Source organism: Paenibacillus turicensis (assembly GCF_017873435.1).
Classification (GTDB): Bacteria; Bacillota; Bacilli; order Paenibacillales; family Paenibacillaceae; genus Fontibacillus; species Fontibacillus turicensis.
The window spans coordinates 263,983-289,136 of the sequence record NZ_JAGGKG010000002.1 but is presented as its reverse complement, the minus strand read 5'-3'; the positions used below and the strand labels follow the sequence as shown (position 1 = coordinate 289,136).

The window sequence follows — 25,154 nt, the reverse complement described above, 5'->3', positions numbered from 1 at the left end:
ACACTTGATAAGTGCTTTACTGGGACATGAAACTGGAGGAATACCCATGCGCATTTTAGTGCAGAAATTTGGAGGCACATCTTTATCAACAGAAAATGCCAGAGAATTAGTAATTAAGCATATCAAACGAGAGCTAGATCAAGAATATCGTTTAGTCGTCGTGGTATCTGCAATGGGCAGGAAAGGGGACCCTTATGCCACAGATACATTGCTTGATTTGATTGATTCCAGTGGAGGGGTATTACCCGCAAGAGAAAGAGATTTATTGCTAGGCTGCGGAGAAGTAATTTCAGCTACGCTGTTATGTAGCTTACTGAGACGACAAAATATTTCCTCTGTTGTTTTAAATGGCGCTCAAGCAGGATTTTCAACGGATCAGCACTTTGGGAATGCTAGAATACTTGGCGTGTATCCTAAGCGTGTTTTGGAAGAGCTAGAGCTAAATAAGGTTGTCATCGTGACTGGCTTTCAAGGACAAAGCCAAGCTGGTGAGCTAACGACATTAGGACGTGGTGGAAGCGATACTTCCGCCACAGCGTTAGGTGCAGCATTACATGCTGAAATGGTTGATATTTATACGGATGTAGATGGCATCTTAACTGCAGATCCAAGAATAGTGGAAGAGGCAAAAAAATTAGCTTTTGTCAGTTATGCTGAAATATGTAATATGGCGCATCAAGGCGCCAAGGTAATACACCCTAGGGCCGTTGAGATTGCGATGCAATCCGGAATTCCGGTTCGGGTACGTTCTACATTTTCTGACGAAGAGGGTACATTAGTGGCTAATCCAGAAGGAATAAGAGATGTGCAGGTTGGTGTAGTGGACAGATACGTAACCGGAATTGCTTATGTGGCGAATGTGACTCAAATTACAATTGATGCCGTAGGAAGCAATACGGACAACCTTCAGCTTAAAGTATTCCAAGCGATGGCAGAAAGAGACATTAGTGTAGACTTTATAAATGTAACCCCACATGGTGTAGTATATACCGTGTTTGATACAGAAGCAGATAAAGCACAGGAGCTGTTAGAAAATTTAGGATTTGTGCCTAAGCTTCTGCACGGATGCGCTAAAGTGTCTGTCATCGGTGGAGGAATTAATGGTGTACCTGGAATTATGGCGAAAATTGTAGAAGCATTATCAGAGCAAAATATTCCGATTTTACAATCTGCAGACTCTAATACGACAATTTGGGTTTTAGTAAATAAAGAAAATATGGGGCAGGCATTACGTTCTTTACATGCAAAGTTTGAATTGGGGCGAGAAACAAATCATTAGGAGGAGACAACATGGAATTTGGAAGGCTAATTACAGCCATGGTCACTCCCTTCGATGAACAAGGACTCATTGATTGGGATCAAACCAAAAGGCTTATGGACTACTTGATCGAAGAACAAAAAACCGAATCCTTAGTTATTTGTGGTACTACAGGAGAATCCCCAACATTGTCGGAAGCAGAAAAGTTAGAATTATTTAAGTTCACAGTGAATTACAGTAGAGGGCGCTGTAAAATTATTGCCGGCACAGGAAGTAATAGTACAGCACATTCTATCGCATTAACGGAGGCGGCAGAGAAATGTGGAGTAGACGGCATTTTGCTTGTCGCACCGTATTATAATCGTCCAAATCAAGAAGGCTTGTATCGACATTTTAAAGCAATTGCACAAGCGACAGTATTACCTGTTATATTGTACAACGTGCCAAGTCGAACGGCGGTAAGTATTAGTGCTGAGACAACGATTGCTTTATCTAAAATCCCTAACATCATTGCAACAAAAGAATGTGCAGGGCTAGATCAGGTTGCTGAAATTGCTGCAAATACCGAAGACGGATTTAAAATTTATTCTGGTGATGATTCTTCATTTTTACCTGCCTTGTCCGTAGGGGCATATGGTTTAATAAGCGTATCAAGCCATATTGCAGGTAGCAAAATAAAAGATATGATTGATGCATTTGTAAATGGAGATACTACAGCTTCTGCGAAACTTCATCAGCACTTATTACCCCTATTTAAAGGATTATTTAAAATTCCAAATCCAGTTGCTGTCAAATATGCATTAGTACAGCGAGGCTTACAGGTTGGTTCTGTGAGATTGCCATTAGTGGGTCCAACCGATGAGGAAGCAAAAGAAATTATTGAATTAATTGCAAAATACTAATGGCCATAAAAAGGTCCTAATTCCAAAAACTGATGTCTGTTTACAGGCATCGGTTTTTTCTGTATAGAGCATTGTAATATGAGCATAGGACTTTTAAGCGACTTGTGTTTTGTCAAATTAATCATGTATAATAGTTTCAAGTGACTGGGTGCGGTGTATTTAATGTAAAAATTTAATTATAAAAATGATCGACGTCCAAAACAATTAGGAGGGTTAGATTCACTTGTCCAAAAAAAATAATAATGATAAATTGACGATCTTTGCATTGGGCGGCGTTGCTGAAATTGGCAAAAATATGTATGTGATCCAATACGCCAATGATATCGTCGTTATTGATGCTGGCCTAAAATTTCCTGAAGAGGATATGTTAGGTATTGATATTGTCATACCCGATATTACTTATTTGACTGAAAACCGGGATAAGGTAAGAGGGATTGTATTAACACATGGTCATGAGGACCACATTGGTGGCTTGCCTTATGTTCTTAAAAATCTAAATGTTCCCGTTTATGGAACTAAGCTAACATTAGGTTTAGTTGAAAACAAGCTCAAAGAAGCAGGTTTACTTGGCGAAACAAAACGTATTTTAATCAATGCGGATTCAGAAATTGAATTAGGATCCTCCATGAAGGCAACCTTTTTCAAAACTAACCATAGCATCCCAGATTCGGTTGGGGTTTGCATTGAAACACCAGAAGGAAATGTTGTGCATACAGGTGACTTCAAATTTGATCATACCCCTGTCAATGGTCAATTTGCTGATCTACATCGTATGGGTGAAATTGGTGCTAGAGGTGTATTGGCATTATTATCTGATAGTACAAATGCTGAAAAACCAGGCTTTACGCCTTCTGAAAAAAATGTCGGTTTAGTATTAAATGATATTTTTCAAAAAGCAAGTCAACGTGTGGTTGTTGCGACGTTTGCTTCAAATGTACATCGTGTACAACAAGTCATTGATGCTGCATATGCTACAGATCGTAAGGTAACGATTATTGGCCGTAGTATGGTTAATGTAGTTACGATCGCTTCTGAGCTTGGGTACTTAAATGTTCCTGACGGAATATTGATTGAGCCAGAGGAAGTTAATAAAATGGCAGCAGATCGTGTCGTTATTTTGTGTACTGGAAGTCAAGGCGAACCGATGTCTGCTTTGACAAGAATGGCTCGCTCTACCCATCGGAAGGTGGACATTTTACCTGGGGATACTGTTATTATCGCAGCAACTCCAGTACCTGGTAACGAAAAATTTGTAGGGCGCACGATTGATGAGTTATTTCGTTTAGGCGCTGAAGTGATCTATAGTGGATCTAACTCAGGTGTACACGTCTCTGGTCATGGTAGTCAAGAGGAATTAAAGCTAATGCTGAACTTGATGAAGCCTAAATACTTTATTCCGATCCATGGTGAATATCGTATGTTGCGTAAGCATGCACAATTAGGAGAATCGGTGGGGGTTGATCCTGACGATATTTTCTTAATCGATATTGGTGATATTGTTGAGATCGAACAAGGCTCAGCTCGCAAAGCAGGAAAAGTACCGGCAGGTAACGTATTAATAGATGGACTTGGCGTTGGTGATGTAGGAAATATTGTACTTCGCGATCGTAAGTTATTATCTCAAGATGGTATTCTTGTTGTTGTTGTTACACTAAGCAAGCAAGACGGTACGATTGTATCTGGTCCAGACATTATTTCACGTGGTTTTGTTTATGTTAGAGAATCTGAGGGCTTGTTAGATGAGGCTAATCGTATTGTTTCTAGCACCTTAGAGAAGTTAATGAGTGAAAATGTAAATGAATGGGCTTCATTGAAAACCAATGTAAAAGATGCATTAGGACGTTTTTTATATGAGCAAACTAGACGTAGACCTATGATACTTCCTATCATTATGGAAGTGTAACCCATTAAGGGCACACAGTCGCCTCTTCTCCTGTCAAGTAATATTGGACGGTTCCTTCAGGAGAGGGGGCTTTTTTTGTTTTTTAATCCTTTTAGTGTTGTATTACTTTTGTAAGTATAGGTTGTAGTGTCATCTCCACATACTAAGGCATCAATGAATATTTAGGAGGACCAACCTAATGACAGAAAAACAAACCATAATAAAAAATGAGGAGCAAGAACCTGCTTCACCACCTGTAGAAGAGCCAAGTGATAAAAAAACAGATGTTCCTCAAATGATACAGCAACTAGGACAAACCTCTGTGCCTACGAGCAATGAGTCAAATGTATATTGTTTAACCATTATAGGACAAATTGAAGGGCATCTTGTGCTTCCACCTCAAAATAAAACAACGAAGTATGAGCATCTCATTCCTCAATTAGTTGCTGCAGAACAAAGTAAACAAATCGAGGGCTTGCTTATCATCTTAAATACAGTTGGAGGAGATGTAGAGGCTGGGCTGGCGATTGCTGAGATGTTATCATCGCTAACAAAACCAACGGTGACGGTTGTTATTGGGGGTGGTCATAGCATTGGTGTACCAATTGCTGTCGCCTCTGATTATTCCTTTATAGCTGAAAGTGCAACCATGACGATTCATCCAATAAGAATGACAGGGATGGTAATTGGTGTTCCCCAAACCTTTGAATATATGGAAAAAATGCAAGAAAGGGTTGTTCGTTTTGTCACAACACATTCTAGAATGTCTGAAAGTATGTTTAAAGAGCTTATGTTTAAAACTGGGGAGCTAAATCGCGATATTGGTACCGCAGTAGGCGGAGCAGACGCAGTAAAATATGGATTAATTGATGGTATTGGAGGGATTGGTGAAGGGCTTTTAAAACTAAATGAATTAATTACGCAAAAAAAATCTGCGATTAGCACGCAATATGGGGGGCTTACACAATGAGTGATTATTATGATCCTTATCCCTTTGATGCTTATGGCAGTCCTGAGGATCAAATACAAAATTATATTGAAGTTGATATGAATGGGGTGTTAATGCAAGTACGGATGGAGGGCACAAACAAAGCTACGATTATACGTCTCTTACGCTGTAATTTAGATTACTATTTAGATCCTGCGTATGCCCCAGGGAGTCAAATTATATTTACGCCGCAATTGATGTCTTAGTCTATTAAAGAAATGAATATATTGTTTCTTATAGGTGTCCCTCCGATGAATATGGTATAATATTCTTCTGGGGGGTGTTCCTTTTTGGCTGCAAAACGGAAAAAAAGAAAAAGGAAATCTGCTGCACTTGGTAGCATACTTAAATATGAAATATATGGGATCATCCTAATCACATTATCTATGATCGCTTTAGCCGGTGAAGCGGCTGTAGGGCGAACATTATCAAAGATGTCTGCCCTTTTACTCGGAAAATTTTATTTCACTATACCTTTGATTGGTATATATATCGGGCTTGCAGTTATGATTCATCGCAAATGGCCTACAAAATGGAGTCAGAAAAAAAGTGGACTATTACTTGCTGTTTTAGCGTTAGTATTGATGAGTACTATTTTAACAATGAAGCAAAAAATGATGCCTGGTGTGTCCTTAACCGCGTCCCAACTATTTAGTCAAATCAATGTAGATATCCGGTCTGCTTTATTTCAGCCTGGCAATGAAAATATAGGCTTTAGTATGGTGAATTTAAATATTAGTGGAGGTTACATAGGCGGAATAGAGTTTACCCTTTTGTATTCGTTATTTGGAATGGCAGGAGCTACGCTCATCATGATCGTCATGTTGGCCATAAGCTTTATGTTAATTACTGGATTATCTTATGTAGAAATGTTTAAGGTTGCTCGTACGCATGTTGGGCAGTGGAGCAAGCTAATAAATAAAAAGCTACATTTATTGCGTCCAGTTCCTGTTAGACAAAGCAAAAGACAAAAGGTGAGTTCCCCTATCTCTGAACCTCTTCAGGAAGATGAGGAGCAAGATCAAACTACTTTCGATAGTCAAGATGGGGTTGAAACCTCCTCAGCTCAAGGAATCAAAAAAGTGTTGGTTCAGTTGTTAGGCTTTAAAAATAAAAAAGAAATACCTATAGCAGAGGATACTGTTCAGAACGATGCTTTATCCTTCTCTAATCAAGAAGAACAAAGGTCTGGCCCTGTGATGATTAATTGGAATGATCTCGATTATGATCAGGAAGGCTGGCACTCATCTGAACAAGATTCAATAGAGCCTACGTCAGAGGACAAGCTTCTTACATCACAAGAAACAGGTCCAATAATACGTGATTTCTTTGATCACATTCAGAAGGAAGAGAACTTTGAATTTGAAGAAGAGCTCACATATCCTGATAGCTTAGATAAGGCTTCTGCTGAAAATGTTCAAGTCCATATTGATTCACAGAGAGAGGCAGGACTGGAAGAGGTGGAAGTGTCTCAACTAGCTGAGACTGGGGATGTTGCTTTGGACTCTGATCCATCATTAGCTTTAGATTCGGAGCTTGGTTCAGAATTAAACCAAATTGAACCACCTCCACCCAAACCTGCACCTAAGCCTTATAAGCTGCCATCCTTCCGATTACTATCCAAGCCTTCTGGTGGGGGTAAATCTAAGGATCAAGCAGATTATATGCAAACCGCACGTAAGCTTGAAGCGACACTTGAAAGCTTTGGTGTCCGTGCACGTGTGCTTGAGGTCGTTAGAGGACCAGCAGTTACAAGATATGAAATTCAGCCAGATATCGGTGTGAAGGTAAGTCGAATTGTGAATTTGACCGATGATATCGCATTAGCGCTTGCCGCTAAAGATATTCGGATGGAAGCACCAATTCCAGGGAAATCAGCGATTGGTATTGAGGTTCCAAACAATGAGGTTTCATTAGTGACCATGCGCGAAGTTATGGAAACGCAAACGTTTCAGGAAGCAGAGTCTAAGCTTTCAATTGCTTTTGGACGAGACATTTCAGGGGCTACAATTGTAGGAAATTTGGCTAAAATGCCCCATCTATTAGTAGCGGGAGCAACTGGCTCAGGGAAATCCGTATGTATTAACGGGATTATTACGAGTATTTTGTACAAAGCAAAACCAGATGAAGTTAAGTTTTTAATGGTAGACCCCAAAATGGTGGAGCTAAACGTGTATAACGGAATTCCTCATTTGCTTGCACCAGTTGTAACAGATCCTAGACGTGCTTCGCTTGCGCTTAAAAAAATTGTAGTCGAGATGGAAAAACGTTATGAGCTTTTCTCTAAATCAGGAGCTAGGAATGTGGAAGCCTATAATATGATGATGAAGGATATACCTGAAAACGTATTGCCTTATATCGTCGTTATTGTGGACGAGCTAGCTGACTTAATGATGGTTGCTGCTAATGATGTGGAGGATGCAATTGCTCGGTTAGCACAGATGGCTCGTGCAGCAGGGATTCATCTCATCATTGCGACTCAGCGTCCTTCTGTTGATGTTATTACTGGGGTGATTAAGGCCAATATTCCATCACGTATTGCATTTGGTGTTTCCTCGCAGGTTGACTCTAGGACGATTTTAGACATGGCAGGTGCCGAGAAGCTGCTTGGACGTGGTGATATGTTATTTATGCCAATGGGCGCATCTAAGCCAGTTCGTGTGCAAGGGGCATTTATGAGTGATCAAGAAGTCGAAGCGATTGTTGGATATGTGAGTGGACAAGGTCAAGCTGAATATGATGATTCGTTAGTTCCTGAGGTAGAGGAAGAAGATCAAAGTCATGAAGAAGTGGTGGATGAATTGTTTGACCAAGCTGTACAAATTGTGGTTGAGGCAAAGCAAGCGTCTGTATCCCTATTGCAACGTCGAATGAGAGTAGGCTACACGCGTGCTGCTCGTCTGATTGATTCAATGGAGGCTAGAGGTATTATTGGGCCATATGAAGGAAGTAAACCTCGTGAAGTATTAATGTCGATTGAGCAATACAAAATGGGTAAAATATCGTCTTAACTATAAGTAGATCATGTCCTAAAGTTAGATAACTGTAGAAGGATCTGTGCGTTAATGCACAGGTTCTTTTTTTTGTTTATGAATAGGAAATGAGGTCGTTTGTCATACTAAAGTCAATCACATTTCAAATAAAGAAAGGTAGACTACACGTATGAAAAAAGCGAAAATATGGTTGGCTGCCGGATTGGTATTGCTATTATTTTGCCTTGTATATGGGCCAAATCCGTTTCCGCAAGGAAGCACGAATGCTCATGCTTTAGAGCAAGGGGAGCCTGAAGTTGAGCCGGTATTTAGCTCACAGGTAATGCAGCAAGGCGCATATGGTCAAGATGTTTATGAGCTACAAGGTCGACTCAAATTTCTTGGATTTTATTATGGCAAAATAGACAGTCAGTTTGGTTCTAAAACAAAAGATTCCTTGAAGTGGTTTCAATCTGAGTTTGGCCTAAAGGTAGACGGCATTGCGGGTGGAAAAACAAAATTAAAGCTGTATAATGCTACAAAAGCTTGGAAGCCTGGACAAAATGACGGCAATACTGGTGCACAAGGCAATAATGGTAACAAAGACTCTGGTAACAAGGATACAGCAAAACTCAGCCCGTCAAACAATCATGGCTTATCGGCTAATGATTTGAAGATTATGGCAAATGCTGTGTATGGTGAATCACGTGGTGAGCCATTTGAGGGACAAGTTGCTGTTGCTGCTGTTATTTTAAATCGTGTCAAATCACCAAGCTTTCCGAATTCTGCATCAGGGGTTATATTCCAACCGGGTGCATTTACCGCAGTAGCGGATGGTCAAATCTACTTAGAACCAAATGAATCTGCTCGTAAAGCAGTACAGCAAGCACTTAATGGATGGGACCCTTCAGATGGTTGTTTATACTATTTCAACCCTGTAACAGCCACCTCTAAATGGATTTGGACACGTCCACAAGTCAAAACGATTGGGAAACACATTTTCTGTATGTAAGCAACATACTAGGGCAATCGCTTAAGAAATGAGATCATAAACCATTTCAAAGTGATTGCCCTAAGCTTCTTGTGAGCAGGTTGCTTCTTTACTTTGAATTGGTATAGAATGGAACTATTCATGTTACAGTAAGCGCAATTACACTTTCTTGAAAAGGAGTTTTAGGCTTGAATAAATTTGCATTTGAGCGTGGGCATGTAGGCAATGTCGCTATCCATGTTTTGCCAACCACTCGGTTTAAAACTTTTGCTGTTTCATTATATGCAGGAATCCCTCTTCAAGAGGAGACTGTTACTGAAACGGCGATAACTCCATTTGTGTTAAGACGTGGTACACAATCTTACCCAGAAAGTATCGCATTTAAGGAGCAATTAGAGCATTTATACGGAGCGGGTTTTGGCTTTGATGTATACAAGCGGGGTAATTATCAAATTGTACAATTTCAGATGGATACCATTAATGATGTCTTTGTGCAAAGTGATGAATCGTTACTGGAAAAAAGCTTTTCTTTTTTAGGTGAGGTCATTACAAAACCTGCTTTAGAAAATGGAAACTTTAAAGCATCTTATGTGCAGGCTGAAAAGGATAATGTAAAGCAAAAATTAGAATCTATTATTAACGATAAAATACGATATGCATCTGAGCGTTGTCTTGAAGAAATGTTCAGAAATGATCCTTATCGTTTACATCCGCTTGGCAAGCGAGATCAGATAGATAAGGTTACACCAGAGTCGTTATACAATGCATACCAGCAATGGCTCGCGCAATGCAATCTAGATTTGTATGTGGTAGGGGATACAAGCTTACAGGAAGTAGAGCAATTGGTGGAGCGTTATTTTAATCTAAATCGTACAGGAACGTATGGGTACAGTCATGAAGACAGTCAATTTAGTAAAGAAGCTGTGCGTCATGTTGAGGAAAAACTGGATGTGAACCAAGGCAAGCTTAACTTAGGACTTCGTACTCCAATAACTTATGCTAGCGATCAATACCCAGCTGCCTTAGTTTATAATGGCATTTTAGGCAGTTATCCTCATTCCAAGCTGTTTATTAACGTACGTGAGAAGGCAAGTTTAGCTTATTATGCTTCATCTCGATTAGATGGGCATAAAGGTTTTGTAGGTATTCAAGCGGGCATTGAAATTAAAAATTATGAGCAGGCGCTTTCAATCATTCAGGCACAGCTTGAAGCATTGCGCAATGGTGAAATTAGTGAGACGGAGATGGAGCAAACCAAGGCAATGATTAGAAACAGCTTGTTACAGCTGCAAGATTCGGCTTTTGAGATGATTAGCTTTGATTTCAATTCTGTCTTGTCTGGAAAAGTCCGTCCTGTAGACCAACTGTTAGCTGCGGTAGAACAGGTTACAGTCCAAGATGTCGTAGCGGTTGCCCAAACCGTTCATTTAGACACGATTTATTTCTTAACAGGGCAAAAGGAGGAATAGTTAACGTGGAAGTTATTACGTACGATAATTTGCAGGAAACGTTATATTATGAGCAGTTGCCTAATGGGCTACAGGTTTATGTTCTTCCTAAAGAAGGATTTCAAAAAACGTATGCCACCTTTGCCACTCGTTATGGCTCGATAGATAATCACTTTAAAGTAGAGGGTCAAGAGGAACAGCAGGTTCCTGATGGCATTGCCCATTTTCTTGAACATAAAATGTTTGAAGAGCCTGACGGCTTAGATGTATTTACTAAGTTTGCTGCCAATGGTGCATCTGCCAATGCGTTCACAAGCTTTGAACAAACGGTATACTTATTTTCAGCGACAGATCACATATTAGACAACATTGAAACGCTAATCAACTTTGTTCAAAATCCTTATTTTACAGATGAAAACGTGGAAAAGGAAAAGGGGATTATCGGTCAAGAAATTAATATGTATGGTGATAATCCAGATTGGCGTGTTTATTTTGGCTTAATTGAAGCGATGTATAACTTGCACCCTGTGCATATTGATATTGCAGGTACAGTGGAATCGATTAGTACGATAACGAAGGAAACGCTGTACACCTGTTACAATTCGTTTTACCACCCTAGCAACATGTTATTGTTTGTGGTTGGTGGGGTTGATCCTGAGGAAGTTATAAATGTGGTTAGAAGTAATCAGGAGCAAAAGAAATATGAGCCACAAGGTAATATTGAGCGCTATTTTGAACCTGAGCCAACCGCTGTACACGAAGCAAGAAAAGTGATTAATTTGCCTGTTTCGTTACCAAAATGCCTATTTGGATTTAAAGAAAAAGTGACGGGCTTAACGAAGGAAGCTTTAATTCGGCGTGATATCATCACTAAATTAGGTTTGGATCTGTTATTTGGTTCAAGCACTAAGCTGTACCAAAAGTTATACGATGAAGGCTTGATTAATGATGGATTTGGTCATGAGTATAATAGTAATCCTAACTATGGCTTCTCAGCGATTGGGGGAGATGCAAAAGACCCTGAAGCATTACTATCTATCATTAAGCAAGAAGTAAGTAAGGTGTTGGAGAAGGGGATAGCAGCTGAAGATTTTGAACGTGCTCGCAAAAAGAAAATGGGTGGGTACTTACGAATGCTGAATTCACCTGAAAATATTGCTCATGAGTTTACACGATATGCTTTTCGCGGTGGTGATTTATTTTCTGTACTTAGTGTGTATGAATCGATTACGCTGAAGGAAGTAAATGACCGTTTACATGAGCATATTGATTGGGAACAGGTATCTGTGTCGCTTGTGGTGAGCCCATAAATGTTATCAAATAAATTGGATAAGACGCTACAGGAAATGACGGTATTAATTACAGGGGCAAGCAGAGGCATTGGTGCAGATATTGCGCTTCGCTTTGCCTCTGTAGGCATGAATGTCATCATTCATTATCTTCATTCGCATGAAATGGCTAACGATGTCGCAAGAAGGTGTATGGAGCTAGGTGCTAATGTGTTAACGGTATCGGCGGATTTAAGGCAACGTGCAGATATTTTAAAAATGAAAGAAAAATTAGACCTGCATCAATTAAAGCCAGATATCTTAGTTAATAATGCAGGTATCTCACACTATAGTATGGTTGCAGATGTAGATGAAGATAAATGGGACGAAGTGATGGCAGTTAATTTGAAAAGTGTATTTTTATGTAGCCAGCTTTTTATGCCATATATGATTTCACAGCGCTTCGGAAGAATTATTAATGTTTCCTCAATATGGGGAATTTCTGGAGGATCATGTGAGGCTGTTTATTCTGCAGCTAAAGGTGGGGTAAATGCCTTTACTAAAGCACTTGCTAAGGAGCTAGCTCCTTCTGGTGTTACTGTTAATGCAGTTGCACCTGGTGCCGTAAAAACCGATATGATGGAGCGTTTTGGTGAAGAGGAGCTAAAAATGTTGGCAGATGAAATTCCGCTTGGACGATTAGCTGATCCTGAAGAGATCGCTTCACTGGTGTATTTCCTTGCTTTGCCAGAATCTAGCTATATTACAGGACAGATTATTTCTCCAAATGGTGGATGGCATACGTAGTGCATAAAAAGTAATCCTTTAACGCATATTACAACTGTTGATTTTAAATCTATAGCTTCAGGTGAAGGAGGATTTAGGATGTCAACAGTGCTTAAAAATTTCGATACCTGGAAGAAGTTTTTGGGTGAACGTGTCAAGCAAGCAGAGAAAATCGGCCTAAGTGAAGATACAATTTCTAATCTCGCATATGAGATTGGTGGTTTCCTCGATGAGAAGGTTGATCCTCAAAACACTGCTAACCGCACACTCAAAGAGCTTTGGGATGTGGGCACCGAAGAGGAGCGTAAAACAATTGCGCATCTGATGGTGAAGCTTGCGAAGAAAAATGCATAGCTTGATGACGGAAGAGCTCTCCTATGTAGGAGGGCTTTTCGCCCATTTTTGTATAGAACTTGCCTTTCAAAAAGAAATTATATATGATTAGACACGTATTGTTTTTTTTGAAATATTGCAGGAAATAAGACCTAATTTGTCGAATTTCGAATAATAATGCATTAGAATTTAAAAAAAGGTGTTTTTGTATAATGAAACAGTGGTATATGGAATATAAAATTCATAAAAATAGACCAGGCTTACTTGGGGATATTGCTTCCATGCTTGGTATGTTAGGTGTAAATATTATCACGATTAATGGTGTCGAAGGACACACGCGTGGTATGCTGTTAGAATGTAATGATGATGAAAAGATGAAGCAGATCGGCGAATTATTAAGTAATGTAGATGGCATTACAATTACAGCCTTTCGGAGTCCTAAGCTTGTTGATTTATTAGCAGTAAGACATGGGCGTTACATTATGCGAGATTCTGATGATGAGAAAACATTTAGATTTACGCGTGATGAGCTTGGCTTGCTGGTCGATTTTTTAGGTGAGCTTTTTAAAAGACCAGGTCATCAGCTTATTGGTCTTAGAGGCATGCCCAGAGTAGGGAAAACGGAGTCGTTAATTGCTGGAAGTGTATGTGCCATGAAGCGTTGGACTTTTTTGTCTTCTACGTTATTGCGTCAGACGGTACGTAGTCAACTATCCGCAGAGGAAATGAACCCAGAGCATATTTTTATTATTGATGGCATAGTAAGTACGATTCGATCAAATGATAAGCATTATCAACTGTTACAGGAGGTTATGACGATGCCTTCTACAAAAGTTGTGGAGCACCCAGATATTTTTATTCAGGAGTCTGTGTACAATTATGACGATTTTGACATAATTATTGAATTGCGTAACAATTATGATGAGCAAATCGTTTATGAAACGTTTACTACTATTTATGAAGATATGTAACTATAAATTATATACTGAAAAACAATGGAGGTGATGATGGTGTCTGATTTGGGTCAGAAATTAAAGGAAGCCCGTCTTGCGAAGGGGTTGTCCTTAAATGATATACAAGAATTGACTAAAATTCGCAAAAGATATTTAGAAGCCATCGAAGCGGGGGATTATAAAGTATTACCAGGAAGCTTTTATGTGCGGGCATTTATTAAAACCTATGCGGAAACTGTCGGGCTTGATCCTGACGAGCTGCTAGCAGAGCATAGTGATCATGTTCCTGCTGCGGTACAGACAGAACAAACGATGGAGCCAGTGATCCAAAAAAGACGGAGTCGGTCAGAGGTAACTCAAAATGCAAAATGGTTGTCCACGGCATTAATGTGGTCGTTTGCTGTTCTTATTTTAGTCGTCATTTATTGGTATGTTTCAAGCTATGGCAAAACAGACGAAGTTAAAAACACGCCTGACGACGGTAAAATTACGCAAACTCAAGATCCAAAAAATTCAACAAATTCATCGAATCAAGGGAATACCACAACGCCTACTACACCAAGCAATAATGAAACAAAAGAGCCACAAAACAACACAGAGCAGCCTCCTACGGGACAGCCTAATTCCGAACAACCCCCTGGGACAAATCAACCTAACCCAGATGATACATCTTCAAATCAGCCCACAGGGCAAATTGTAGTGGCCCAGGACGGAAAGGACGGCACTGCAATTAAGTATAAAGTACAGAACTCTGGTGGAAAACCTGTAGAGGTAGTCATTACGGCGACAGGGAAAAGCTGGATGGAGATTCGTAAAGGAAATAAAAAAGGCGAAAAGCTTTATTTTGAAACGATAGAAAATGGTGCTGAATTGAAATTTGAGCTAGGCTCAGAGGGACTATTCATTAAATCTGGGGCAGCTAAAAATACATCGATTAATGTTGGGGGTACCGTTGTTGAGGATGGTAGAAATACAGCTCGTATCCAGTTGAATTTAAGTGATGAAAACAATGCAGATGCTTCAAATGGTAATTCATCAAATACCGATAATAATCAAAATGTGACGACACCATAATGGACTAAACAGATAACTGGTTTTTTGGTGAATAATGGATGTTTCTTATGGAGAGACTAGTGTTTGCATGGAAAACTTATCTCTTCATAAGTGAGGTGTTAGCATAATGACAGTCAGCTGGATAGTTACTGGAGTTGGAATTGTTGTAACTCTGTTAGGTTACTATTTAACGCCTAGTGCTTGGGGCTATGGAATTTTGGGATTTGGTCTAGCTCACGTTGTACTAGGAATTCTGGATATGTTTCGTAGTCCAGACCGTCGCAAGAGTGAAAGTTAGGTTGACGCTTTAAGCGTTGCGGTGTTTTTAAAAGCTGCAACGCTTTTGTTTCGTAACAAAGAACCTCCGATGGACTTTGCGAAAACTTTTACATATAATTAAATGATGATAAAGAGAAAGGGTTGTTGATGATGGCTTCAGAAAGTTCTTATGATATTGTTTCGAAAATGGATATGCAGGAGCTTACAAATGCAATAGACCAAACTGAACGTGAAATTGCAAGTCGGTTTGATTTTAAAGGAAGTAAAAGTGAATTGAAGCTAGAGAAGGATGTCCTTGTTGTCCTATCTGATGATGAGTATAAGCTTAATGCGGTGATTGATATTTTGCAGTCCAAAATGATTAAACGAGGTTTGCCGATTAAAAACCTGGAGTATGGAAAAATTGAGCCTGCTTCCTTAGGTGCAGTACGCCAACGTATTAAGCTAAAAAGTGGAATTGATCAAGAAAACGCTAAAAAAATTAATGTATTAATTCGTGATTCTAAATTAAAAGTGAAAAGTCAAATTCAAGGTGATCAAATACGTGTCACAGGTAAAAGCAAGGATGATTTACAGCAAATTATGCAGCTTTTGCGTAAAGCGGATTTAACAGTGGATGTACAATTTACAAACTTTAAATAAAGATGATGGTAATGAAAGTTGATGGCTTGATATTATTGGGGGTAGACTGATGCCGGAAAATGTAAAATATGACATGGCGGTTGAATATCTATACACTTCTCTGCTTGTTAGGGAGGAATTAGTGTGAATCTGAATTTACCAAACCGTATTACGCTTCTTCGAATTTTTATGATTCCTTTAATGCTTCTTGCTTTGTTGCTTGATGGACAATGGTGGACACAGGAATTAACGATGGGTACATATCATTTGCCACTTAACCAGCTTGTAGGTGCAATTTTATTTATTGTTGCTTCTGGCACAGATGGAATTGATGGTTATCTTGCACGCAAGCATAATCAAGTTACTAATTTAGGTAAGTTGCTTGACCCGTTAGCGGATAAGCTGTTAGTTACAGCTGTATTAATCGCACTTGTTGCAATGGGCAAATGTGAGTCTTGGATGGTCATTGTAATTATTAGCAGAGAGTTTGCCGTAACTGGTTTACGTGAGGTTGCTTTGCTTGATGGCTCGGTCATTGCTGCTAGCAAATGGGGGAAGGCAAAAACAATTACTCAGATTGTAGCTATTTCTGCGCTTTTATTAAACAATTTCCCATTTCAATGGTTAAATATTCCTTTTGATTATTATGCAATATGGTTAGCGGTCATTATTACTATCTATTCAGGTATTGACTATTTTGTAAAAAACAAAAAATTGTTTTTATTTTCTAAGGTGAACCCAAAGTCGTAAATCATAAATGTATTTTGGTTATGACTTGATTGCTACTCTAACTCGCAAGGAGACATATGTAATGAAAGCAGAAATTATTGCAGTTGGTACAGAATTGTTGTTGGGACAAATCGTGAACTCCAATGCTAAGTACTTGTCTCAGGAGCTTGCATCCCTTGGTATTGATGTTTATTTCCAAAGTGTTGTTGGTGATAATATGGGGCGGTTGTGTGAAGCGATACAAATTGCTTCTGGCCGAGCAGATGTTGTTATCTTTACTGGTGGGATTGGTCCTACTCAAGATGATTTAACTAAAGATGCGCTAGCTGCTGTATTAAAGAGACCCCTTCATATTGATAGAATGGCGATGGATCATGTGGATCGTTTTTTCAAGGATCGTGGTGTTCCGATGACTGAAAACAATCGTAGACAAGCTTTAGTGATAGATGGAAGTACGCCGCTACCCAATGAGACTGGACTTGCCGTAGGTAATGCCATTTCAGAGGATGGACATTTCTATATTGTACTACCTGGACCTCCTAAAGAAATGAAGCCAATGTTTGAACTTCAAGCAAAGCCATGGATATTACAGCACGTTTTAACGGATGAAATGCCGATCTATTCTAAAATGCTTAAGTTTGCTGGTATCGGAGAATCATTGCTTGAAACTAAGCTATTGGATCTAATTGAAGCACAAAGTGATCCTACCATTGCTCCTTATGCTAAAGAGAGTGAAGTGACAATCCGCATTTCAACCAAGGCGAATAGTGAGCTTGAAGCGATGAGTAAGCTTGAAGGGACAGAGCAGGAAATTCGGAGTCGCTTAGCAGAGCATTTGTACGCAACAGAAGATGTACCGATTGAAAAAGTGATTGTAGATATGATGACTGAACAAGGGACTACAGTAAGTGTTGCAGAGAGCTGTACTGGTGGATTGCTGATGGAGACGATCACAACGATTCCAGGAAGTGCTACTGTCTTTTCAGGTGGTATTGTTACATATTCTAATGCAATGAAGGAAAAGCTGCTGAACGTGCCTCATAAGCTGTTAGAGGGTGAGGGGGCTCCTGGGGCTGTAAGTGAAGAAACTGCAATTGTAATGGCTGAGCAAGTTCGGATGATTGGTGATGCTGATTATGGACTATCGATTACTGGTGTAGCCGGACCCGCTTATTCTGAACGTAAACCGGTTGGATTAGTTTATGTTGCCTTAGCAATTCGCGATCAAGAGACAGAGGTATACGAGTTGCACCTCAAGGGAAATCGTGATACGATTCGTGTAAGATCGGCAAAAACGATTCTTTATTATTTGTGGCGGAAGCTGAAGCAAAGAGAGTCTCTAGGATCGCAAGCTTAATCTACGATGCGTATATGGCGTAATTCATAGAGAAAATTTATATGTTTTCATAAGGTACGGAAGAATCGTAACCAATAGTAATTACTATCTGGTTGCGGTTTTTTTGTTTTTTTAATATGTATTAATTCCTTGGTTAGGAGGTGAGGGATAAGGAACTGAAAAAATGTACGAATGTATGTTCGAAAAAATGCTTGGCAAAGTAACAAAAACAAGGTACAATTAATTACAAGAAGTTTAAAGATGATAAGGATGTGAGCTGATTGTCAGATCGTCGTGCTGCGCTGGATATGGCGCTTCGTCAAATAGAAAAACAATTCGGTAAAGGTTCCATTATGAAGCTTGGAGAGTCCACGCATATGCAAGTTGAGGTTATTCCTAGTGGATCTCTTGCACTTGATATCGCACTTGGTACTGGTGGTCTTCCTCGTGGACGAATCATTGAGGTATATGGTCCAGAATCTTCAGGTAAGACAACGGTTGCATTGCATGCTATTGCAGAAGTTCAAAAGGTTGGTGGACAAGCTGCATTTATTGATGCAGAGCATGCACTTGATCCTACTTATGCAAGTAAATTAGGTGTCGATATAGATGAGTTATTGTTGTCTCAACCAGATACTGGAGAGCAAGCGCTAGAGATTGCTGAAGCATTAGTACGTAGTGGTGCAGTAGACATTATTGTTATTGACTCTGTAGCAGCTCTTGTTCCTAAAGCGGAAATTGAAGGGGATATGGGTGATTCTCACGTTGGTTTACAAGCGAGATTGATGTCCCAAGCACTTCGTAAATTGTCTGGTGCGATTAGCAAATCTAAAACGATTGCGATCTTTATTAACCAATTGCGTGAAAAAGTTGGGGTTATGTTTGGTAACCCAGAGACAACGCCAGGTGGTCGTGCATTGAAGTTCTACTCTACTGTTCGTCTAGATGTTCGTCGTATTGAGACAATTAAGATGGGCAACGATATGGTAGGGAACCGTACAAGAATTAAAGTAGTAAAAAATAAAGTAGCACCACCGTTTAAACAAGCAGAAATTGATATTATGTACGGCGAAGGTATTTCAAAAGAAGGTAGTATTATCGATATTGGTGTAGAGCAAGATATCGTGGATAAAAGTGGTGCTTGGTATTCATATGAAGGTGAGCGTCTAGGTCAAGGCCGTGAAAATGCGAAGCAATACTTGAAAGACCATCCAGAGATTTGTAATAAAATTGAACTAAAAATTCGCGAAGTAAGTAATTTGTCTTCTACGACTACTTCTCCTTCTGAAGCAGAACTTGCAGAGGAAGCAAAAGAAGAACAGGCATTATTTAGCGAAGAATAATATTTTGCTTATATTTTAGTGGTTTAATGATCTAATTGATGTCAAAATGCTCTGAACGCCGATTAAATGAGGCGATATCAGGGCATTTTTTATATTTCCTCATCTTGTTTATTTAATTTAGGTTTATTAATTTACATTTTTGATGTTTTTAATTAAGGAGAAGCATGTTAACCGCTTAACGAAGCGATGATATAATAAATAGGTGCTTAAAGGTAACGCAATAAGGTAACAGGAGGGAAGGATTTGAATCCAAAAAAAAATAAGTATAACAGCTATGATGATGACGTTATAGATATTTCAGAACAAGATGATTGGACGAGGCTACAACGGGATGAAAAAGTTGAGGAAGCTACTTCACTATCTTCAATTTTAGATTTAAGTGATGAGACAGAGCTCACAGTGACAGCTGTTCAAAAGCTAAAAAAACCAAAATGGCGTTATCGAATTGTATTTGATCAATACAGTATTGATGTCCATGAAGACATTATGATTAAATATCGTATGCTACAGGGTGCAGTTTTCAGTAAAAGTGATCTGGAGGATATCGTTAGCGCAGATGAACTTCAGCAAACCTATGCAGATGCGTTGTCATATTTAGCTCGAAAACCAAGAACGTCCTATGAAATAAGTATAAGATTACGGGAAAAGGGTTGGGGAGAGACAGCAATTGTAAGTAGTATTGAGCGATTAAGCAATGAAGGCTTCATTGACGATACAGCATACGCACAGCAATGGGCAAATCAGCGAGTTAAAAGCAAAGCCAAGGGAAAGTTATGGGTCAAGCAAGAGTTGCGTCAGAAAGGCATTTCTAAGCCGCTGATAGAGGAAGCTTTAAATAGTATAAGTGAAGATGATGAATTTGAGAGTGCATTACAGCTAGCAATAAAAAAATGGAACCAAACTTCTGGTGAACGGATCGATAAACAGAGGAAAACAGGATCATTTTTGATGCGGCGGGGTTATTCTGGCAGCTTAGTGTCAAGAGTATTAAGAGAGGTCGATCAAGATAATACAACATAAATAGGCAATTGCTTGACAATATCTTTCTGACAATAATAAAATGGAATGGAATCTATAATTATTTGAGTCTAATTTTCTTTCTAATGTTATTGGATTCATTAAGGTTCTGTTCGCCAATCATGAAGGTTTGTTGCTCCGTCTTTAAGTACGGACGGTCATGCTTGCATGCCAACCTATCTGAATCGGCTTATAATCGATTCTTAGTATGAATGATGAATGAGAAGTAGAGGAAAAAAATTGAAAACAATCCCAAGGAATGCCTTGGAGGAACCAGCGAGGGGGGTGAACAGATGTTGCCAATCTGGGTCGAAATCGTTCTCGTTGTAGCCGCTTTATTCTTGGGGTTCGTAGGTGGATATTTTATTCGCAAATCTCTTGCAGAAGCTAAAATTTCCAGTGCGGAGCATGCTGCAAGTCAAATCTTGGAGAGTGCTAAGAAAGATGCCGAGGCACTGAAAAAGGAAACAGTTCTTGAAGCTAAGGATGAAATCCATAGAGTGAGAGCTGAAGCTGATAAAGACATTCGTGAACGTCGCAATGAAATTCAACGGCAAGAAAGACGATTGTTGCAAAAGGAAGAGTCGCTGGATAAAAAAATGGATTCGCTTGAACGCAAAGAAGAGCAAGTGGCAAGCAAAGAGAAACGTATTGAAGAAACACAACAACAGATTGATTTAATTTACAAAAATCAAGTGCAAGAATTGGAGAGAATCTCCAATTTAACGATGGAGGATGCTCGTGGCATTATTTTAAGTAATGTGGAGCAAGAAGTTCGCCATGAAACTGCACAGATGATCAAGGATATTGAACAACAGGCAAAAGAAGAAGCAGATAAGAAATCTCGTGAGATTATTACAACTGCAATTCAACGTTGTGCTGCTGATCATGTCGCGGAAACTACAGTATCTGTTGTTACATTGCCTAATGAAGAGATGAAAGGACGTATTATCGGTCGTGAAGGTCGTAATATTCGTGCCTTGGAAACTTTAACAGGAATTGATCTCATTATTGATGATACGCCGGAAGCCGTAATTCTATCAGGGTTTGATCCGATTCGTCGTGAAATTGCACGAACTGCATTAGAAAAATTAGTAGCAGACGGTCGAATTCATCCTGCTCGTATAGAAGAGATGGTTGAGAAATCTCGTCGTGAAGTGGATGAGCGAATTCGTGAGTATGGGGAACAAGCTACATTTGAGGTAGGTGTTCACGCACTACATCCGGATTTAATCAAAATACTTGGACGTTTAAAATTCCGGACAAGTTATGGTCAAAATGTGCTCAAGCATTCCATGGAAGTTGCTTATCTAGCTGGCTTAATGGCTGGTGAGTTAGGCGAAGATATTGTACTTGCGAAAAGAGCAGGGTTATTACACGATATCGGTAAGGCACTTGACCATGAGGTGGAAGGTTCTCATGTTGAGATTGGCGTAGAGCTAGCTAAGAAGTATAAGGAGCATCCAGTAGTCATTAACAGTATCGCTTCTCACCATGGGGATTGCGAGGCTACATCTGTAATCGCGATGTTGGTTGGTGCGGCTGATGCGTTATCAGCAGCTAGACCTGGCGCACGTCGGGAAACACTTGAAACGTATATTCGTCGTCTTGAAAAGCTGGAGGAAATTTCAGAATCCTTTGAAGGTGTTGAAAAATCCTATGCAATTCAGGCTGGTCGTGAAGTACGTGTTATGGTACAACCTGATAAGATTGATGATGCTGAAAGCTTCCGCTTAGCACGTGATATTACGAAGACAATTGAGAATGAACTGGATTATCCTGGGCATATCAAGGTTACTGTCATTCGTGAAACAAGAGCGGTTGAATACGCGAAGTAAAAGCTTTGTGAGAAGGGGCCTCTTATGGGCCTCTTTTTCATTCAAGGCAACCTAAGTTAGGAGTGGAGTATCATAAAAGTTTTATTTATTGGTGATATCGTAGGAAACACTGGAAGAAAAGCATTAAAGGAAACTTTACCTCGTTTGAAAAGCAAATATAACCCACATATTATTATTGCAAATGGTGAAAATGCGGCGGCAGGTCGAGGAATTACAGGTAAAATTGCTAGGGAATTTTTTGAAATGGGGATTCATGGTTTAACGATGGGGAACCACACCTGGGATAATAAAGAGATTTTTGACTTTATTGATGATGAACCACGAATGATTCGTCCAGCAAATTATCCAGCGGGAACACCTGGACGTGGATATACAATTATTCAAGTCGGCGGTAAGGAATTAGCGTTAGTGAATTTGATGGGACGAACGTTTTTGCCAGCAATTGAAGACCCGTTCCGCTATGCAGATGAAATTGTGGATGAGCTTCGTAAAAAATATAAGCATATCCTTGTTGATTTTCATGCTGAAGCAACCTCTGAGAAAATCGCAATGGGATGGCATTTAGATGGACGTGCCTCTCTTGTAGTGGGTACGCATACGCATGTGCAAAGTAATGATGACATTATTTTGCCACAGGGCACCGCCTATTTAACGGATGCGGGTATGGTTGGCTCACGTGAAGGTGTATTAGGGATGCAACGTGAAGCTGTGTTGCAGAAATTTATTACACAACTTCCAGTCAGATTCCAAGTATGTGAAGGAAAATGGCAGTTCCATGCAGTTATCGTTGATTTAGATGATCAGACAGGCCGAGCTAAAAAGATTGAAAAAATTCGTTTGCTTGAAGACGAATGGATTATGGATTAACCTTCATATAAATAATTAGATCACGTCATAAATAAATGACATGTTCTGGGTGAGTGCTGAATATCCTCTAAGTAGTGGAATCAACCATTATTCCCAGGGAGGTACTTACCATGGAAGTATTAAAAGTTTCAGCAAAATCCAATCCTAACTCCGTTGCGGGCGCGTTAGCTGGTGTGTTAAGAGAACGAGGAGTAGCTGAGCTACAAGCAATTGGGGCAGGAGCATTAAATCAAGCAATTAAAGCTGTTGCAATTGCTAGAGGATTTGTAGCGCCAAGTGGTGTTGATTTAATTTGTATTCCGGCTTTTACGGATATCGTTATTGATGGAGAGGATCGAACAGCAATCAAACTAATTGTAGAACCACGATAGCATGAAAAATGCTAAAAACAGACCTGTTTACGATGTAGACAGGTTTTTTTGTGAGTTTTTACGAATTGGGGTGAAGAGTTAATGATGAACAAAAATATTCAGGTTATCGATTTTCATTGTGATGTATTAAGCAAGCTACAGCAGAAACCAACACTTAATTTTGTTAATGGTGATCAGCTTGACATGTCTTATCAAAAAATGAAGACAGGTAACATTGCCTTACAATGCTTTGCAATTTATATATCGGAAAAGCTAGGTCAAGCTTCTTTTAGTCATATTACTGAGCAGATTCAGATTTTTTATGAGCGGGTTGTTCCTAATGGCATTTTCCCGATCAGAAATAAGCAAGAGCTATTAACAGCTAAGCGGCTAGGGCAGATCGGAGGCATTTTATCGATTGAGGGCGCAGATGGATTAGCAGGTAATTTCAAGCATCTGGAGCATTGTTATGAGAGAGGTGTACGCTTCCTTGGTCTAACATGGAATTATGCGAATTGGGCAGCAGATGGCGTTTTAGAGCCACGTAATGGTGGATTAACAGAGATAGGAGTCCAACTTGTTCATAAGTGTCATGAGTTAGGAATGATTATGGACGTATCACATTTGTCTACAAATGGGTTTTGGCATTTAAGTGAAATGGCGCACGAAGTGAATAAACCATTTATTGCATCACATTCTAACACGATCGAAGTTTGCGGAAATGTCCGTAATTTAAGTGACGAGCAGATCCTTGACATTATTTCATTAGGGGGTCGAATCGGCTTGAACTTTTACCCACCTTTTGTTACTAGTGAACCTATTCCAAGTGCAGAAAGTTTACTGCCACATATTGAACATATTTGTGAGCTAGGTGGAGGAAAGCATATCATGATGGGCTCTGATTTTGATGGAATAGACCAACATTTAGCTGGATTAACAGACGGAGCTTGTTATCCTTATTTAACGGAGCTTCTGTTACGATATTATGATGAGGATTTAGTAAGTGACTGGATGTATAACAACGCCTTTTCTTTTTTGGAGTCATGGTTATCTGAATAAACAGTTAGAGCCACCCACCGATGAGGAAGGTTTTGATAAGCTATATCGTGTATATGCTGAAGATGGTGAATTTGTTGTGAATGAATTTGACAATCCTGTTGCAAAAAGTTGAAAAGTACATGAAAATGATGAATTTATCACTTTGATTTTTTCCTTTTTCATGAAAACAGGTGTATAATAGATGCTGATGTCAACTGTTATTATATAGAGAACAAACGAGGAGTGTTTGCAAAAATGAGCAAAACAGTACCTGTCGGCGTATCAGCCCGTCATATTCATTTAACTCAAGAACATATTGAAGTATTATTTGGACAAGGTTATCAATTAACGGAGTTCAAGCCTTTATCTCAACCAGGACAATTTGCTGCAAATGAAACTGTGGCTGTAATTGGTCCAAAAGGTCAATTTGACAAGGTTCGTATTTTAGGACCAGCTCGTCCCGCTTCTCAGTTAGAAATTTCACGTACTGATTCATTTGCAATTGGTGTAAAAGCTCCAGTTCGTGAATCTGGAAGTATTGAAGGAACACCAGGCATTACAATTAAAGGTCCTGCTGGCGAAGTTGAATTGGAAAAAGGTGTAATTGTGGCAGCTCGTCATATTCATTTTAATACCTCTGATGCAGAAAAATGGGGAATTGCTGACAAGCAATTGCTTAAAGTGCGTTTAGGTGGAGAACGTGGTTTGGTATTGGAAAATGTCATTGCACGTGTCGCTGATTCTTTTGCACTTGATATGCACATCGATACAGATGAGGCAAATGCAGCAGGTGCAAAAACTGGAGATACAGCAGAAATTATTGACTAATCTTAAAAACGAGACCATCAACTTCTACTTTTTGTAGGACTGATGATCTCGTTTTTTGTTTAATTTTACATTTG

24 protein-coding genes are annotated in these 25,154 nt (G+C 39.4%); all 24 read left to right on the top strand.

Features of this window, described 5'->3' with window-relative positions; genetic code table 11:
- Window positions 1-46: 46 nt before the first annotated feature.
- Window positions 47-1,279 carry an aspartate kinase gene (dapG, locus tag J2Z32_RS03680; RefSeq protein ID WP_210087801.1) on the top strand — a complete coding sequence of 411 codons (1,233 nt, stop codon included), beginning with the start codon at window positions 47-49 and terminating at the stop codon, window positions 1,277-1,279.
- Between the two features lie 11 nt (window positions 1,280-1,290).
- The gene (gene dapA / locus J2Z32_RS03675) at window positions 1,291-2,160 is read left to right on the top strand and encodes a 4-hydroxy-tetrahydrodipicolinate synthase (RefSeq protein ID WP_210087800.1); all 870 of its coding nucleotides are present in this window, start codon (window positions 1,291-1,293) and stop codon (window positions 2,158-2,160) included.
- A gap of 223 nt (window positions 2,161-2,383) precedes the next feature.
- A complete protein-coding gene (locus J2Z32_RS03670; protein ID WP_210087799.1) occupies window positions 2,384-4,063 on the top strand; it encodes a ribonuclease J in 1,680 nt (559 codons plus the stop codon).
- Window positions 4,064-4,241: 178 nt separating this feature from the next.
- On the top strand, window positions 4,242-5,012 hold the full coding sequence (locus J2Z32_RS03665; RefSeq protein WP_210087798.1) for a ClpP family protease: 771 nt from the start codon (window positions 4,242-4,244) through the stop codon (window positions 5,010-5,012).
- Window positions 5,009-5,236, top strand: a complete 228-nt coding sequence (locus J2Z32_RS03660) for a YlzJ-like family protein (protein ID WP_210087797.1) — start codon at window positions 5,009-5,011, stop codon at window positions 5,234-5,236. Before J2Z32_RS03665 ends, J2Z32_RS03660 begins: the two co-directional genes overlap by 4 nt.
- 84 nt (window positions 5,237-5,320) lie before the next feature.
- Window positions 5,321-8,041, top strand: coding sequence for an FtsK/SpoIIIE family DNA translocase (locus J2Z32_RS03655; RefSeq protein WP_245251165.1), 2,721 nt, complete (start codon window positions 5,321-5,323; stop codon window positions 8,039-8,041).
- 151 nt (window positions 8,042-8,192) lie between these two features.
- Window positions 8,193-9,014, top strand: a complete 822-nt coding sequence (gene sleB / locus J2Z32_RS03650) for a spore cortex-lytic enzyme (protein WP_210087796.1) — start codon at window positions 8,193-8,195, stop codon at window positions 9,012-9,014.
- A 167-nt stretch (window positions 9,015-9,181) separates the two neighbouring features.
- The gene (gene yfmF / locus J2Z32_RS03645) at window positions 9,182-10,462 is read left to right on the top strand and encodes an EF-P 5-aminopentanol modification-associated protein YfmF (RefSeq protein ID WP_210087795.1); all 1,281 of its coding nucleotides are present in this window, start codon (window positions 9,182-9,184) and stop codon (window positions 10,460-10,462) included.
- 5 nt (window positions 10,463-10,467) lie between these two features.
- Window positions 10,468-11,751, top strand: a complete 1,284-nt coding sequence (gene yfmH, locus J2Z32_RS03640) for an EF-P 5-aminopentanol modification-associated protein YfmH (protein WP_210087794.1) — start codon at window positions 10,468-10,470, stop codon at window positions 11,749-11,751.
- A complete protein-coding gene (gene ymfI, locus J2Z32_RS03635) occupies window positions 11,752-12,516 on the top strand; it encodes an elongation factor P 5-aminopentanone reductase (RefSeq protein ID WP_210087793.1) in 765 nt (254 codons plus the stop codon). It begins immediately after the preceding gene.
- A 78-nt stretch (window positions 12,517-12,594) separates the two neighbouring features.
- Window positions 12,595-12,849: a DUF3243 domain-containing protein gene (locus J2Z32_RS03630; RefSeq protein ID WP_210087792.1), complete on the top strand. Its 255-nt coding sequence runs from the start codon at window positions 12,595-12,597 to the stop codon at window positions 12,847-12,849.
- 191 nt (window positions 12,850-13,040) lie between these two features.
- On the top strand, window positions 13,041-13,799 hold the full coding sequence (locus J2Z32_RS03625; protein WP_210087791.1) for a DUF3388 domain-containing protein: 759 nt from the start codon (window positions 13,041-13,043) through the stop codon (window positions 13,797-13,799).
- A gap of 39 nt (window positions 13,800-13,838) precedes the next feature.
- A complete protein-coding gene (locus J2Z32_RS03620; protein ID WP_210087790.1) occupies window positions 13,839-14,855 on the top strand; it encodes a RodZ domain-containing protein in 1,017 nt (338 codons plus the stop codon).
- A 106-nt stretch (window positions 14,856-14,961) separates the two neighbouring features.
- A complete protein-coding gene (locus J2Z32_RS03615; RefSeq protein ID WP_210087789.1) occupies window positions 14,962-15,132 on the top strand; it encodes a hypothetical protein in 171 nt (56 codons plus the stop codon).
- Window positions 15,133-15,263: 131 nt separating this feature from the next.
- Window positions 15,264-15,755, top strand: a complete 492-nt coding sequence (locus tag J2Z32_RS03610; protein ID WP_210087788.1) for a YajQ family cyclic di-GMP-binding protein — start codon at window positions 15,264-15,266, stop codon at window positions 15,753-15,755.
- Window positions 15,756-15,884: 129 nt separating this feature from the next.
- On the top strand, window positions 15,885-16,484 hold the full coding sequence (pgsA, locus tag J2Z32_RS03605) for a CDP-diacylglycerol--glycerol-3-phosphate 3-phosphatidyltransferase (RefSeq protein WP_210087901.1): 600 nt from the start codon (window positions 15,885-15,887) through the stop codon (window positions 16,482-16,484).
- A 61-nt stretch (window positions 16,485-16,545) separates the two neighbouring features.
- Entirely contained in the window at window positions 16,546-17,820 is a 1,275-nt protein-coding gene (locus J2Z32_RS03600) for a competence/damage-inducible protein A (protein ID WP_210087787.1), read from the top strand.
- A 260-nt stretch (window positions 17,821-18,080) separates the two neighbouring features.
- On the top strand, window positions 18,081-19,142 hold the full coding sequence (gene recA, locus J2Z32_RS03595) for a recombinase RecA (protein WP_210087786.1): 1,062 nt from the start codon (window positions 18,081-18,083) through the stop codon (window positions 19,140-19,142).
- 243 nt (window positions 19,143-19,385) lie between these two features.
- Window positions 19,386-20,162, top strand: a complete 777-nt coding sequence (locus J2Z32_RS03590; protein WP_210087785.1) for a regulatory protein RecX — start codon at window positions 19,386-19,388, stop codon at window positions 20,160-20,162.
- Window positions 20,163-20,452: 290 nt separating this feature from the next.
- Complete coding sequence (gene rny / locus J2Z32_RS03585) at window positions 20,453-21,997, top strand: ribonuclease Y (RefSeq protein WP_210087784.1); 1,545 nt, start codon at window positions 20,453-20,455, stop codon at window positions 21,995-21,997.
- A gap of 72 nt (window positions 21,998-22,069) precedes the next feature.
- Window positions 22,070-22,864 (top strand): TIGR00282 family metallophosphoesterase, encoded by a 795-nt coding sequence (locus J2Z32_RS03580; protein WP_210087900.1) that lies wholly within the window; start codon window positions 22,070-22,072, stop codon window positions 22,862-22,864.
- Window positions 22,865-22,974: 110 nt separating this feature from the next.
- Complete coding sequence (locus J2Z32_RS03575) at window positions 22,975-23,235, top strand: stage V sporulation protein S (protein WP_210087783.1); 261 nt, start codon at window positions 22,975-22,977, stop codon at window positions 23,233-23,235.
- 81 nt (window positions 23,236-23,316) lie between these two features.
- Entirely contained in the window at window positions 23,317-24,273 is a 957-nt protein-coding gene (locus tag J2Z32_RS03570; protein WP_210087782.1) for a dipeptidase, read from the top strand.
- Between the two features lie 234 nt (window positions 24,274-24,507).
- Window positions 24,508-25,080, top strand: coding sequence for a phosphate propanoyltransferase (pduL, locus tag J2Z32_RS03565; RefSeq protein ID WP_210087781.1), 573 nt, complete (start codon window positions 24,508-24,510; stop codon window positions 25,078-25,080).
- Window positions 25,081-25,154: the final 74 nt, after the last annotated feature.

What these genes read in the sequence shown, in the direction of transcription:
- J2Z32_RS03610 (WP_210087788.1), top strand. Translation starts at nt 15,264, where the DNA reads ATGGCTTCAGAAAGTTCTTATGATATTGTTTCGAAAATGGATATGCAG.
- J2Z32_RS03660 (WP_210087797.1), top strand. Translation starts at nt 5,009, where the DNA reads ATGAGTGATTATTATGATCCTTATCCCTTTGATGCTTATGGCAGTCCT.
- J2Z32_RS03630 (WP_210087792.1), top strand. Translation starts at nt 12,595, where the DNA reads ATGTCAACAGTGCTTAAAAATTTCGATACCTGGAAGAAGTTTTTGGGT.
- J2Z32_RS03600 (WP_210087787.1), top strand. Translation starts at nt 16,546, where the DNA reads ATGAAAGCAGAAATTATTGCAGTTGGTACAGAATTGTTGTTGGGACAA.
- J2Z32_RS03575 (WP_210087783.1), top strand. Translation starts at nt 22,975, where the DNA reads ATGGAAGTATTAAAAGTTTCAGCAAAATCCAATCCTAACTCCGTTGCG.
- J2Z32_RS03665 (WP_210087798.1), top strand. Translation starts at nt 4,242, where the DNA reads ATGACAGAAAAACAAACCATAATAAAAAATGAGGAGCAAGAACCTGCT.
- dapG (WP_210087801.1), top strand. Translation starts at nt 47, where the DNA reads ATGCGCATTTTAGTGCAGAAATTTGGAGGCACATCTTTATCAACAGAA.
- sleB (WP_210087796.1), top strand. Translation starts at nt 8,193, where the DNA reads ATGAAAAAAGCGAAAATATGGTTGGCTGCCGGATTGGTATTGCTATTA.
- J2Z32_RS03570 (WP_210087782.1), top strand. Translation starts at nt 23,317, where the DNA reads ATGATGAACAAAAATATTCAGGTTATCGATTTTCATTGTGATGTATTA.
- rny (WP_210087784.1), top strand. Translation starts at nt 20,453, where the DNA reads ATGTTGCCAATCTGGGTCGAAATCGTTCTCGTTGTAGCCGCTTTATTC.
- dapA (WP_210087800.1), top strand. Translation starts at nt 1,291, where the DNA reads ATGGAATTTGGAAGGCTAATTACAGCCATGGTCACTCCCTTCGATGAA.
- J2Z32_RS03625 (WP_210087791.1), top strand. Translation starts at nt 13,041, where the DNA reads ATGAAACAGTGGTATATGGAATATAAAATTCATAAAAATAGACCAGGC.
- ymfI (WP_210087793.1), top strand. Translation starts at nt 11,752, where the DNA reads ATGTTATCAAATAAATTGGATAAGACGCTACAGGAAATGACGGTATTA.
- pduL (WP_210087781.1), top strand. Translation starts at nt 24,508, where the DNA reads ATGAGCAAAACAGTACCTGTCGGCGTATCAGCCCGTCATATTCATTTA.
- J2Z32_RS03615 (WP_210087789.1), top strand. Translation starts at nt 14,962, where the DNA reads ATGACAGTCAGCTGGATAGTTACTGGAGTTGGAATTGTTGTAACTCTG.